Genomic DNA, 13,254 nt, shown 5'->3' on the forward strand with positions numbered 1-13,254 from the left:
TTTATTATCTTGTTCCTTTTTGTTTAAAATAACCCAATAATTTTTTTACATAACTCTCATCAATTCTAGAGCTAATAGTTCCTGCGCCACTATGGTTAAAAGATTTTTCGAAATAATCTACAGATTTTAAATAATGCTCCGCATAACCATTTCTCACACTTTTTGAAGCAGTATTCACTAACATTGTTTTTCCTGTTTCGGCATCTAACATTGGTACCAAACCTACATTTGGCATTTCTACATCGTGTTTATCAAAAACTCTAATACCAGTTACATCGTGTTTTCTACCAACAATTTTTAATGTATGCTCGTAATGATCATCCATAAAATCAGAAAGTACAAAAACAATGGCTTTTTTCTTCATGACACTCGATAAAAATTTCAACGCTCCGTTAATACTTGTTTTGGTGCTTTTTGGTTGAAATTCTATTAATTCTCTAATTATTCTAAGTACGTGACTTTTTCCTTTTTTTGGTGGAATAAATAATTCTGCTTCATCTGAAAAAAGTAATAAACCTACTTTATCGTTATTTTGAATTGCTGAAAAAGCTAAGGTTGCAGCAATTTCTGTAATGGTATCTCTTTTAAATTGTAGTGTAGTTCCAAAAAATTCTGAGCCACTCACATCCACCATCAACATCATTGTTAATTCTCGTTCTTCTTCAAAAACTTTTACAAATGGTTCGTTATAACGTGCAGTAACATTCCAGTCAATCGCTCTCACATCATCACCATATTGGTACTGTCTAACTTCAGAAAAAGTCATACCACGCCCTTTAAATGAACTGTGATATTCACCTGAAAATATATGATCAGACAAACGACGTGTCTTAATCTCTATTTTTCGAACTTTTTTAAGTATTTCTTTAGTATCCATTGTTTAAAGTTTGAAAGTTAAAAAGTTTGAAAGTTGAAAAGTCCTTTAAACCATTCAACCCATAAACCATGAAACTCTCTATGGTACTTCTACTTCGTTAACAATTTTATTAATAATATCTTCAGAAGTAATATTTTCTGCTTCAGCTTCATAAGTAACACCAATTCTATGACGTAATACATCGTGTACAACGGCTCTTACATCTTCTGGAATTACATATCCTCTTCTTCTAATAAATGCATAGCATTTTGATGCCATTGCTAAGTTAATACTTCCACGTGGTGAAGCTCCAAAACTTATTAATCCTTTTAAATCTGATAAGTTATATTTTTCTGGATAACGAGTTGCAAAAATAATATCTAAAATATATTTTTCAATTTTCTCATCCATATACACTTCTTTCACCGCCTGACGAGCTCTGTTAATTTGCTCTAATGAAGCAACAGCATTTACATTTGCAAAACCATCATTTAAATTTTGACGCATAATTAATTGCTCTTCATCCATTTTAGGATAATCAATCACCGTTTTTAACATAAAACGGTCTACTTGCGCTTCTGGTAAAGGATAGGTTCCTTCTTGCTCTATTGGGTTTTGAGTGGCCATTACTAAAAAAGGCACATCTAATTTAAAAGTAGTGTCTCCAATAGTAATTTGACGCTCTTGCATAGCTTCCAGTAAAGCAGATTGCACTTTTGCTGGTGCACGGTTAATCTCATCTGCCAACACAAAGTTTGCGAAAATTGGACCTTTTTTAATAGTAAAATCATTGTCTTTTACGCTATAAATCATAGTACCAATAACATCTGCTGGCAATAAATCTGGCGTAAACTGAATTCTACTAAAATCTCCCTGAACAGCTTTTGCTAATGTATTTATGGCAAGTGTTTTTGCCAATCCAGGCACACCTTCTAATAAAATATGTCCATTACCTAACAAACCTATTAATAATCGTTCAATCATATGTTTCTGACCAACAATTACTTTGTTCATTTCCATAATTAACAAATCAACAAAGGCGCTTTCTTTTTCAATTTTTTCATTGATAGCTCTTATATCTACGGAACTATTATTTTCTTGAATCATATTTATTGTTTTTAAACGCGTGAATTTAACATGCTTTATAACACGGTGCAAATAGCCGATTTTTTTTTTAATTTCTTGTTAAAAATTGGTTAAAAAATAGCTGAAAAGGCTAGGTTTAATAAGATTTTAACATCAACTGATTGTCTGTAAAAACAGCATACGTAAAATGCGTAATCCAGTCTCCTGTATTTATATATTTTGAATTTTTTGAAAGATTGATTTCCATTGGTAAATGTCGATGTCCAAAAAGAAAGAAATCGAAGTGTTTTTCTTGTAATTTTTGTTTGCAATATTGCACCAACCATTCATTTTCTTCACCCAAAAATTTCACATCTTCCTCGCCAGAAATTAATTTATTTTTAACCGATAAATACTGGGCTAATCTTATTCCAATATCAGGATGCAACCATCTATACAGCCATTTTGAAAATGAGTTTGTGAAAACCTTTTTCATACGCTTGTAACCCTTATCTCCAGGTCCTAAACCATCGCCATGACCAATTAAAAAAGTTTTGTTATTAAATACAAATTCGGTTGGTTTATAGTAGGTTGGAATATTTAATTCTGTTTTAAAATAATCCTCCATCCATAAGTCATGATTACCTACAAAAAAATGAATTTTTATACCGCTATCACTTAATTCTGCCAATTTACCCAGTACTCTTACGAATCCTTTTGGCACGGCTTTTTTGTATTCAAACCAAAAATCAAATAAATCACCTAGTAGAAAAATGTGTTCAGCATCATTTTTAATACTATCTAACCAATTTACAAACTTTTGCTCACGAATTTTACTTTGCGCTATTGTTGGAGCGCCAAAATGTTGATCTGAGGCGAAATATATTTTTTTGTTTACTTCCAAATTTATTTTTTAGATTCCAATTCAAGAACTTTTAAAATCATTCTATCCTTTTTTTGAGTTACTATAAAGTAGCCTGTTTCATCAAATAAATTGCGAGCCATAAAAGCCTTGAAATATACTTTTAAATTATCTCTTGTTGTTGTTGAAAGTGGGCTATTTAAATCTAATTGTTTTATATATTGATTGAGAATTACATCATTTTTATCAAAATTTTCAACAAAATCATTCAACTTCCATTTATTCATTTTTGCTCTGTGATCATCAACATATTTAAACACAAAATCATTTAAACCACCATAAAGCCTGTTACTAAAAGTATTTACAGTATCAATAGAAACAAATACGTCTGGAATAATTCCGCCACCGCCGTAAACAATTTTACCTTTTGGCGTTGTATATTTTAAAGCATCATCAACCTTAATACTATCTTTTGATAATAATTCACCATTATGAATTCTTTCTAAATATTCATTATCATAAGAATTTGTTTCTTTATGATTATATGGTTTTTGAATGGATCTTCCTGTTGGTGTGTAATATCTAGATGTGGTTAACCGAACGGCAGAACCATCACCCAAATCCATTTCTTGTTGCACCAACCCTTTTCCAAAGGATCTTCTTCCAACAATTACACCTTTATCATTATCTTGTAATGCACCTGCAACAATTTCACTTGCTGAAGCTGAATTTTGATCGATTAAAACATATAATTTTCCGTTTTCAAAATCACCTTTTTTTGTTGCAAAAGCCTTATCTACTTCCCCATTTTTATTTTTTGTGAAAACAATTAGTTTTCCGTCTTCTAAAAATTCATCAATAATACTATTCGCAATATCCATAAAACCTCCTGGATTACCTCTTAAATCTAAAACTAACGATTTCATTCCTTTGGAAATAAGATCATCCAATCCTTCCTTAAACTCATCGTAGGTAGTTCTTGCAAATCTATCAATATTTATATATCCCAATTCATTATTAATCATATAATAAGATGACACGCTTTTAATTGGAACTTCCCCTCTTTTTATATTGAATTTGAAGTTTTTATTTTCAGATCTTCTATAAACCGTAACATTAACCGAGGTTTCAGGCTCTCCTTTTAACGATTTCATTACAGCGTCACTTATTTTTCTACTTCCTAAAAAAGATTGTTTCTCTTCATCTGAAACACCAGCTAACTTTTGAATACTTTTTCCAAACAATGAATCTTTACCCGCAACAATAATTCTATCACCTGCTTTTAAACCTGCTCTTTCACTGGGTCCACCTTTAATTACACTGGTTACAGCAACGGTATCATTATACATTAAAAACGAAACGCCAATTCCAACAAATTTACCTTCCATGCTTTCAGTAACTCTCCCTAAATCTTCTTTTGGAATATATACGGAATGAGGGTCAAGCTTCACCAGCATATTAGTGATTGCATTATCTAATAAACTATCGGTATTTACTTTATCTACATAATCATACTGAATGTAATTTATAAGCTTTTTTATTTTAGCTTCATTAGAGTTTGAGCTAAATAAAACCGATCTATTTTTAAAGTTTAATGTACTTCCTATTAAAATACCAACTGCAACAGCAATCCCTATAAACAACGGATAATATGCTTTTCTTTTACTCATTTTAAATCTTTAAGATGTGTCAATTCAACTCCTGCTTTTTCTAAAAATTCAAGTCCTATGGTGTCTTTATATTTCTCAGCATAAACAACCCTTTTAATACCCGATTGATGAATTAATTTACTGCATTCTTTACAAGGAGATAATGTAATATATAACGTAGAATTTTTGCAAGATTGTGTAGAACTTGCAACTTTTAGTATGGCATTTGCCTCTGCGTGTAATACGTACCATTTTGTATTTCCTTCATTTTCCTCACAACAATTTTCAAAACCAGTTGGGGTTCCGTTAAAACCATCAGAAATTATCATTCGCTCTTTAACAATTAATGCTCCTACTTGCTTGCGTTCACAGTGCGATAATTTTGCCCACTCCAAAGCCATTCTCATATAAGCCTGATCGTATTTTAATTGTTTCTTATTCATATCTATTATAAAAACTTCTAAATTACTAAGTTTCTTTATACTTTGACGTTAAATATTTACCAAAAGATTGCACCAATTAACATTGGTAAAGTTATTCCTATTACAAAAGATGACACTATTAAAATCCATTCCTTTTTAGAGTACCTAAAAATCTTTTGAACCAAAAATCCTAAACTTAAAATGGCTAAAACAATTATTATTTGTGCCAATTCAATTCCCAAAGCAAATTCTAACAATGAAATAAATTTACTGTTTGAACTGCCTATTAACATTTTAAAATATCCTGAAAAACCCAATCCGTGAATTAACCCAAAAAATAACGCAAAAATTAAATTGGTATTTGTTTTGGTTTGTTTGGCGGTATTTTTCCCATAAAAAATATTTACCAAAGCTGTAATTATTATAGTTAATGGAATTAAAAACTCTATCCATTGCGTGCTTACATTTACAACTTTATACGCCGCTAAAATTAATGTAAGTGAATGTCCTATGGTAAATAGCGTAATTAACCACAATATTTTTTTCCAGTTTTTAAAATCGTAAACAACCGCTAAGGCAATTAAAAAAAGAATATGGTCATAGGCTTTCCAATCCAACACATGAAAAAGACCAGCCTTCAGAAAAAATATAAAATTATCCATTAAATCGTCAATTTTAAGTGATTCAAATATAAAACAATGGCAGTTGAAACTTAATTTTCAAACCAATTATTTACTAATTGAACCTCAATAGGGTTTGCAGTATTATGTATGTATTCATTTTTAGCGGCATTGTATGTATAGTCCTTAGCCCACTCCTCTTGATTTTCAGCAACTTGCTTTATACTTTCACAAACATACAATACATCTTTATTTGTAATTGTTGGATGAATAGACATGCGAATCCATCCTGGTCGCTCTACCATACAACCTTCTAATATTTGTTTTTCTATTCCTTTTGAAGTTAGCTGATCTACATGCAACAAAAAATGCCCATAAGTTCCCGCACAAGAACAACCTCCACGTGTTTGTATACCAAATTTGTCATTCAATAATTTAACCACTAAATTAAAGTGAACATTTTTAATGTAAAAAGAAAAAATACCCAATCTATCGGTATGTTGCTCCGCTAAAATAACTAGGTTTGGAATTTTACTCAACTTATCAAAAACAATAGTATTTATTTCGTGTTCTCTTTTTATAATATTTTCAACACCCATTTTTTCCTTTAACTGAATAGCAAGGGCAATTTTAATGGTTTGCAAAAAGCCAGGTGTTCCGCCATCTTCACGCGTTTCAATATCGTCTACATAATCGTGATCTCCCCAAGGATTTGTGTAATTTACAGTGCCTCCTCCTGGATTATCCGGAATTAAATTTTTGTACAATTTTTTATTAAAAACCAACACTCCTGAAGTGCCCGGACCTCCTAAAAATTTATGTGGCGAAAAGAAAATAGCATCTAAATAGGATTCTTCATCTGAAGGATGCATATCTACATGAACATAGGGCGCAGAACAAGCAAAATCCACAAAACACAATCCACCGTTTTGATGAATTATTTTTGCAATTTTATAATAATCTGTTCTAATACCTGTTACGTTTGAACAGGCTGTAACAGAGGCAATTTTGATTGGTCGGTCTTTATATTTCAGTAATAATTTTTCAAAACTATCAAAACAAATTAATCCAGATTCTTGACAAGGAATAATCTCTACATTTGCAATGGTTTCTAACCAAGAAGTTTGGTTTGAATGATGTTCCATATGTGAAATAAACACTATTGGCCGAAGTTCATCTGGGATGGTTGTATAATTTTTTAAATTTTCAGAAACTTTTAATCCTAAAATCCGCTGGAATTTATTTACAACTCCTGTCATTCCAGTTCCATCTGTTATTAAAACATCATCTATTCCAGCGTTTACGTGCTGTTTAATTATACTTCTAGCCTTGTGATAAGCCATTGTCATTGCAGAACCCGTAATGGAAGTTTCGGTGTGTGTATTTGCAATAAATGGACCAAAATCATTTATTATTTTTTCTTCAATAGGTCGATAAAAACGACCACTTGCAGTCCAGTCTGTATATATAATTTCTTTTTCACCATAAGGCGATTGAAACTTTTGATGCACACCAACTATATTTTTTCTAAACTGTTGAAAATAAATCTCTAATTCAGAAATAACACTCTCTAAATGTGAAGAATTTTCTTTTAAAGATTTCTTTGACGGTATACTCATAATTAAAACTAAATGAAAAGAGACACTCTAACTATACTACAATTAGAGTGTGTCTTTTAAGAATAAAAATCAATGCTTTTTATTATATTTTTAATTCATCAAACAATGCTTTTAAATCGTCTGATGAAGGTCTTGGTGCATCTGGTGTTACAATAATTCCTTGTGGATCAATTAAAATAAAACGAGGAATTCCGTTAATTTTATAATCTGTTACAAATTGAGATTTCCAATCGTTATCTGCAAATAATTGAACGCCGCCTAATTCTAAATCAGCAACCATTTTTGTCCAAGCTTCGTGATCTTTAGCCTGATCAATTGAAATACTTACAAACTCAATGTTTTTCCCGTGATACGCTTTTTCAACTTCCTTTAAAAATGGAATTTCTCTTTTACAAGGTCCACACCACGTTGCCCAAACATCCACATATACATATTTTCCTTTTAAATCATCTAACGAAGTTTTTCCACCTTTAAAATTTTCGTAATCAGTAAATTTTGGTGATGCATTTCCTTTTGCTAAAACAGTGCTTAAATATTGCTTTTCTTCATAAGTTGAGGATATGTATTGCGTAAAACCATCAATTCCTTTCATTTCATCTGCAATAAATATAGAGTCTAAATTTTGAGTATTCGTTAAAAGTGTATTAAAACCTTCTTTAATTTCACCCATTTTCAAATCGAATGCTGGCTTTTCTAACGAGAATAATGAATCGTTTTCAAAAACACCTTCTTGCATTAATGCTCTGGCGGCTAAATAATTGTTTACCTCAGCACCTTCACCTGTAAAGCTAATAGTTTCATCAAATTGCTTTGTATCTAATGACACAACTAGTTCAAAGCCGTTTTTTAAATAAATTGAAGCGCTTTCTGCGCCATCAAAAAAGTTATAAATTCCAGTAGCCACTTTTAATGTGTCAGAAAAAGTACCATCAGTATTTACTTTAATGGTTTTGCTGTATTCTCTTGATCTAACTACTAAAGAGTCGGAGTTTTGATTCATAATTTTACCTGATAGCGTTACATAGTCTTTCGGCGCTTCTTCTTTACAAGACGCTACAAGTAAAACAATACTTAAAAAATAAATTAGTTTTTTCATTATTATTAATTATTTAAAATTTGATATTCCAGTTTTTAACCAATTGTGATATTCCGTAACATCTGGAGTATACGCAACAGGTTCGTTTAATTTTTCTTCGTTTGTATTTATTAACACATAAAAAGGTTGTGCATTTGCGCCATACTTTATGGTTTGAAATTCACTCCATTTTTGTCCAATATATTTCAATTTTTTACCAGGACGTAATTTAGACTCAATTTCTTCACCTGCTGGTAATGGTCTTTTATCATCAACATATAATGAGATTAAAACTACATCATTTTTTAAAATTGGTAAAATTTCATCTTTTACCCAAACATTTTGCTCCATTTTACGGCAATTTACACAAGCGTGACCTGTAAAATCTAACATAATAGGTTTATTTACTTGTTTTGCATAAGCCAAACCTTTATCATAATCGTTAAAAGCTACAATATTATGGGGCGGCATTAAATGAGCGCCTTCAGGTATTTCTGAATGGCTGTTTTCTGAAAAACTTCCGGTTTTGACAAATCCAACTCCGTAAGGTGATTCGCTATAATGTTGTGCTGGTGGAAATGCGCTAATTAAATTTAATGGCGCTCCCCATAATCCAGGAATCATATAAATTGTAAAGGTTAACGATAGTAATCCTAAACTTAATCTACCAACTGAAATATGCGAACTTGGTGAATCATGTGGTAATTGAATTTTTCCAAATAAATACAACGCCAATACTCCAAAAATTGCAATCCAAATGGCTAAAAATACTTCACGTTCTAACCAATGTAATTGCAATACTAAATCGGCGTTTGATAAAAATTTAAATGCTAACGCTAATTCTAAAAATCCTAATACAACTTTTACTGTATTTAACCAACCACCAGATTTTGGCAATGAATGTAACCATCCTGGAAATGCTGCAAACAATGCAAATGGAATTGCTAATGCCAGTGAAAAACCTAACATTCCAATAATTGGCCCAATTTGATTTCCTCCTGCTGCGGCTTCCACTAATAAGGTTCCTACAATTGGACCTGTACATGAAAACGAAACAATTGCTAATGCCAACGCCATAAAGAAAATTCCTATGATTCCTCCTCTATCCGCTTGTGCATCAACTTTTGTTCCCCAACTGCTTGGTAATACAATTTCAAAAGCACCTAAAAACGATATTGCAAAAATTACTAATAGTAAAAAGAAAATAATATTAAACCATACATTGGTAGATAGAGCGTTTAAAGCATCTGCTCCAAAAATGGCACTTACCAATAATCCTAAAACTACATAAATAATTACAATAGAAGCTCCATAAATAATAGCGTTTCTAATTCCTGCGGCTCTGCTTTTACTTTGTTTCGTAAAAAAACTAACTGTCATAGGAATCATTGGAAAAACGCAAGGTGTTAACAATGCAGCAAAACCAGAAAAGAAAGCTATCAGAAATATTTTTAACAAACTTTTGTCTTTAGATTTTGGTGATTTAGCTTCAACAACTTTGGCGGTTTCTGTGATTTCTGCAACTTGGTCAGCACTTTCATTTACATCCACTGGATTGGCAGAAAAATTAATTCCGTTAGAAACTGGTATTGCAAACGTTAAATCTATATCTGTTGGTGGTAAACAATTGGCATCATCACACACCATAAATTCCACAGTTCCTTTAATTGAAAATGCGATTTTTGAAAGTGTTTTTATGCGTTGTTTAAAGGTTGCTTTGTTTTCAAAATATTTAATTTTCATTTCAAAAACAGGATCATTTACTGTATGACCTTCTTCTTCTGAGGTTTTTCCAATTATTTCAAAATCCTTAGTAGTTTCAAAAGAAAATGATGTTGGGATTGGCCCGTCTTCCGGTACATTTTGGGAATATAAATGCCAGTTTTTTTCAATACTCGCATTTATTATTAAATCATATTCAGTTTCTGAAATTTTTTCAACAGATGTGTCCCATTTTACTGGATCATGAATTTGAGAAAAGCCAATTGAAACTATGAATAGTGAAAGAAATAAAACTAATTTTTTCATATTAAAGGGTGATTCTTCTATAAGAACATCAAAATTAAACAATAATTATCATTCAGTCGTTTAATTCAGTGGTTTACCCCACTTCAATATGTTAAATTTTTCTTAATGTATTTTTAAAAGGTTTCTTCTTTAATTTTACTGATTAAATTTTCTATCGGTCTTTTTATATATCTCGAAGCTCTTAAACCTCGCTTTTTTAAAGCCTCATTCATAAAATCTTGCGCATAAAATGCTATAGAGCCAACAAAATATAACGGAACTGATTTAAGCTCTGCCTTGTATTGTAAAATTTGATGATCTATAAATTTACTAATTCCATCTTTTATAATTTTCTGCATCACTTCATTTTCTTTATTTTTAAATAAAAAAATTGCAAATTCCGCTAAATATTTATTTGGAGTTTCCGATTGGTATAGTTGCTTAATTACGGTGTTCTCATTTAAATCATACCTATTTTCAAACGAAACTTTTAGTTCTTGTGGCATTTCGTTATAATAATAACATTTTAACAGTTCTTTCCCAAAATAATTTCCACTTGCTTCGTCCATTAACATATAACCCATTGCCGGAACTTTTTGATAAATTTGATTTCCATCAAAAAAACAACAATTTGAGCCAGTTCCTAAAATACAAACTACGGCAGCTGTATTTGTAGAAGCTTTTACCGCCGCCATTGTATCTTCTTTTAGAACTACTTTCGCATTTTTAAAATAGGAATGAAAAATACTTTCCATTACTTGTATAGTATCTACAGAATTGCAACCAGCGCCATAAAAATATATGAAATTTATAGATTCTCTATATTTTAGAAGTTCGCTATTTTCTAAAATTATTTTTTCAATGGCTTCCTTTTTTAGGATAGATGGATTTAACCCTTCCGTTCTAATTTTAATTGGAGCTGCATCTTTATTTTCAAACAATACCCAATCGCATTTTGTTGAGCCACTATCAGCAATTAACAACATACTATTTTACTTTTTTTTGATGAATGACTAATTTTTAAATGAATTTTTCCCTCCTTTTTCATTAATTATGAAAATGAATAGTTTATTTAAATCTTCCAAAATAATTAACTCTACATCAACAACTGGTTTTTGAAGTTTTAACAACAACTCTTTTCCATTATTAACATCTTCTGCCTTTATTTTTTTTGAATTTATTATTGATAAAAGTGTTGTTGAAATTTCGGCTACATTTTTAGATAACGGAGCAATCTCATTCAAAATTGGACTCTTTTTTTCTAGCAATAAAAACTGATTGTAATTGTTAGACCACTTTTTTAAATAAGTTATAATTTCCTTTTTACTATTTTCATTTTTTGTTGCAGTATAATTTTCTACAAACTTATTAAAAATAATGCCCTCACTTGCATCTGCTGAACAAGCGTCTGCAAATAATGTAAAAGGTGAAAAAGTTTTATATTCCGTTCCTCCACTATTTCTAGTATATATTTTTAACGGTTCGCATATTTTAGTTAAATCTAAAAGTGCTGCAATATTTTGATTGTTAGTAATATTTCTTAAAATTACATCTCTGTTTTTAATATGTGTTATTCCTAGTTCTTCCAACCTAAAACTTACAGTTTCCAATCTTTTGTACATATCAGCTACATCAATAATTTCTTCAGAAGACCAAAAGCGTTCAGCAATAGCCGCTGTTCTTGGCCAAATTCTAGAATCTAAAGTTAAACTAGTTGTCAACTCACTCCACATGGTTGCTTCACCCCCCAAAATACGAGCACTTTCTTCAACTGTTAAATTATTGTTTTTTGGTAGAGGATTTACAATATAATGATCACTAGCAGGCTGCATTAAATCTATATAAAAACCATTTGAAAGCACTGTTTTATAGCCTTTTTTAGCCGCATTAAATAATGAACTTCCACCTTCAACACCTTCATTAACTCCTTTCCAAGAATGAATTAAAGCCGAAGTTGGCATTTTATCGGTCATAATTTCTTCCCAACCCATTACTAATTTTCCGTGTTTTGCTAAAATTTCTTCTAAACGAATATTCATAAAGGTTTGCAAATTGTGATTGGAATCTATAGCGTGTTTCTTCTTAAATTCTTGAATTTTTAGGTTTTCATCCCAGTGTTTTCCTTCATTTTCATCACCTCCTATATGAAAATATTGATCTGGGAATAGTGCCGCCATTTCTCCAAATAAATCACCTAAAATTTCATAGGTTCTCTCGTTTGTTGGATCTAATGTTGGATCAAATATCCCAGAAAACCTTTCAATTGAATACGTAGTATCTTTACTTCCAATTTCAGGATATGCAGTTAAAATTGCTGTTGCATGTCCAGGAACATCAACTTCAGGAACCACACGAATTCCTCTATCCGAAGCATATTGTACAACTTCTTTAATTTGTTCTTGCGTATAATACAATCCGTCTGAACCTAATTGATGTAGTTTAGGATGTGTTTTAGATTCAATCCTAAATCCTTGATCATCAGTTAAATGCCAATGGAATACATTCATTTTAACCGACGCCATGACGTCTAAATTTCGCTTTAAAACATCAACTGGATGAAAGTGACGCGCAACATCTATCATTAAACCACGCCATGTAAATCTTGGAAAATCATGAATTGTAACTTCAGGAAAAAAATAGGCTGTTTCATTATTTTCAACCAATTGAAGCAATGTTTCTAAGGCGTAAATTACCCCAATATCAGTAGTTGCCTCAATACTAATTTTTGTAGGTGAAACGTGTAACTGATACGATTCATCTTCATTAATTTCTAGTTTTCCGATTCTTTTATATGCAATTTCAAGTGTTGCATTTTTTATTTTATTTGCATTAAAAGCAAATCCATTTTCAAAAAAAATACCTGTTCTACCACTTAACCTTTGAATAAATTTAGTGGTAGCAATATCAATTCTTTTGGTTATTTCTTGATGAACAACTACTGTGAATTTTGGAGAGATTTCAATATTGGAATTACCTAAAACTATTTCTTGAGGCCAAGGCATTATGTTTAATTCCTTTGATTGACTCCAACCAGCAATTGCATACAACGATATAAAGAAGAAAAGTATTTTTTTCATAA

General features: G+C 31.0%; 11 protein-coding genes. All 11 read right to left on the reverse strand.

Annotation, left to right across the window (positions count from 1 at the left end; translation table 11 throughout):
* Positions 1 to 4: 4 nt before the first annotated feature.
* Entirely contained in the window at positions 5 to 877 is an 873-nt protein-coding gene (locus JEY78_RS05155) for a DUF58 domain-containing protein (RefSeq protein WP_291847543.1), read from the reverse strand.
* 78 nt (positions 878 to 955) lie between these two features.
* Positions 956 to 1,963 (reverse strand): MoxR family ATPase, encoded by a 1,008-nt coding sequence (locus JEY78_RS05160; protein WP_291847546.1) that lies wholly within the window; start codon positions 1,961 to 1,963, stop codon positions 956 to 958.
* 115 nt (positions 1,964 to 2,078) lie between these two features.
* Complete coding sequence (locus JEY78_RS05165; protein WP_291847956.1) at positions 2,079 to 2,831, reverse strand: UDP-2,3-diacylglucosamine diphosphatase; 753 nt, start codon at positions 2,829 to 2,831, stop codon at positions 2,079 to 2,081.
* On the reverse strand, positions 2,828 to 4,453 hold the full coding sequence (locus JEY78_RS05170) for a S41 family peptidase (RefSeq protein ID WP_291847548.1): 1,626 nt from the start codon (positions 4,451 to 4,453) through the stop codon (positions 2,828 to 2,830). The genes JEY78_RS05165 and JEY78_RS05170 overlap by 4 nt, the downstream gene beginning before the upstream one ends.
* Positions 4,450 to 4,875 carry a dCMP deaminase family protein gene (locus JEY78_RS05175; RefSeq protein ID WP_291847551.1) on the reverse strand — a complete coding sequence of 142 codons (426 nt, stop codon included), beginning with the start codon at positions 4,873 to 4,875 and terminating at the stop codon, positions 4,450 to 4,452. The genes JEY78_RS05170 and JEY78_RS05175 overlap by 4 nt, the downstream gene beginning before the upstream one ends.
* 56 nt (positions 4,876 to 4,931) lie before the next feature.
* Positions 4,932 to 5,516: a HupE/UreJ family protein gene (locus JEY78_RS05180; RefSeq protein ID WP_291847554.1), complete on the reverse strand. Its 585-nt coding sequence runs from the start codon at positions 5,514 to 5,516 to the stop codon at positions 4,932 to 4,934.
* Between the two features lie 50 nt (positions 5,517 to 5,566).
* Positions 5,567 to 7,093, reverse strand: a complete 1,527-nt coding sequence (locus JEY78_RS05185; RefSeq protein ID WP_291847557.1) for an aminotransferase class V-fold PLP-dependent enzyme — start codon at positions 7,091 to 7,093, stop codon at positions 5,567 to 5,569.
* A gap of 82 nt (positions 7,094 to 7,175) precedes the next feature.
* A complete protein-coding gene (locus tag JEY78_RS05190) occupies positions 7,176 to 8,189 on the reverse strand; it encodes a TlpA disulfide reductase family protein (RefSeq protein ID WP_291847560.1) in 1,014 nt (337 codons plus the stop codon).
* 9 nt (positions 8,190 to 8,198) lie between these two features.
* On the reverse strand, positions 8,199 to 10,196 hold the full coding sequence (locus tag JEY78_RS05195; RefSeq protein ID WP_291847563.1) for a thioredoxin family protein: 1,998 nt from the start codon (positions 10,194 to 10,196) through the stop codon (positions 8,199 to 8,201).
* Positions 10,197 to 10,309: 113 nt separating this feature from the next.
* On the reverse strand, positions 10,310 to 11,161 hold the full coding sequence (locus JEY78_RS05200) for an N-acetylglucosamine kinase (RefSeq protein WP_291847566.1): 852 nt from the start codon (positions 11,159 to 11,161) through the stop codon (positions 10,310 to 10,312).
* A 27-nt stretch (positions 11,162 to 11,188) separates the two neighbouring features.
* Positions 11,189 to 13,252 (reverse strand): family 20 glycosylhydrolase, encoded by a 2,064-nt coding sequence (locus JEY78_RS05205; protein ID WP_291847569.1) that lies wholly within the window; start codon positions 13,250 to 13,252, stop codon positions 11,189 to 11,191.
* Positions 13,253 to 13,254: the final 2 nt, after the last annotated feature.

Origin of the sequence: Lutibacter sp., assembly GCF_016342705.1 — a bacterium.
GTDB lineage: Bacteria > Bacteroidota > Bacteroidia > Flavobacteriales > Flavobacteriaceae > Lutibacter.

What these genes read in the sequence shown, in the direction of transcription:
- JEY78_RS05155 (WP_291847543.1), bottom strand. Translation starts at nt 877, where the DNA reads ATGGATACTAAAGAAATACTTAAAAAAGTTCGAAAAATAGAGATTAAG.
- JEY78_RS05160 (WP_291847546.1), bottom strand. Translation starts at nt 1,963, where the DNA reads ATGATTCAAGAAAATAATAGTTCCGTAGATATAAGAGCTATCAATGAA.
- JEY78_RS05170 (WP_291847548.1), bottom strand. Translation starts at nt 4,453, where the DNA reads ATGAGTAAAAGAAAAGCATATTATCCGTTGTTTATAGGGATTGCTGTT.
- JEY78_RS05175 (WP_291847551.1), bottom strand. Translation starts at nt 4,875, where the DNA reads ATGAATAAGAAACAATTAAAATACGATCAGGCTTATATGAGAATGGCT.
- JEY78_RS05180 (WP_291847554.1), bottom strand. Translation starts at nt 5,516, where the DNA reads ATGGATAATTTTATATTTTTTCTGAAGGCTGGTCTTTTTCATGTGTTG.
- JEY78_RS05185 (WP_291847557.1), bottom strand. Translation starts at nt 7,093, where the DNA reads ATGAGTATACCGTCAAAGAAATCTTTAAAAGAAAATTCTTCACATTTA.
- JEY78_RS05190 (WP_291847560.1), bottom strand. Translation starts at nt 8,189, where the DNA reads ATGAAAAAACTAATTTATTTTTTAAGTATTGTTTTACTTGTAGCGTCT.
- JEY78_RS05195 (WP_291847563.1), bottom strand. Translation starts at nt 10,196, where the DNA reads ATGAAAAAATTAGTTTTATTTCTTTCACTATTCATAGTTTCAATTGGC.
- JEY78_RS05200 (WP_291847566.1), bottom strand. Translation starts at nt 11,161, where the DNA reads ATGTTGTTAATTGCTGATAGTGGCTCAACAAAATGCGATTGGGTATTG.
- JEY78_RS05205 (WP_291847569.1), bottom strand. Translation starts at nt 13,252, where the DNA reads ATGAAAAAAATACTTTTCTTCTTTATATCGTTGTATGCAATTGCTGGT.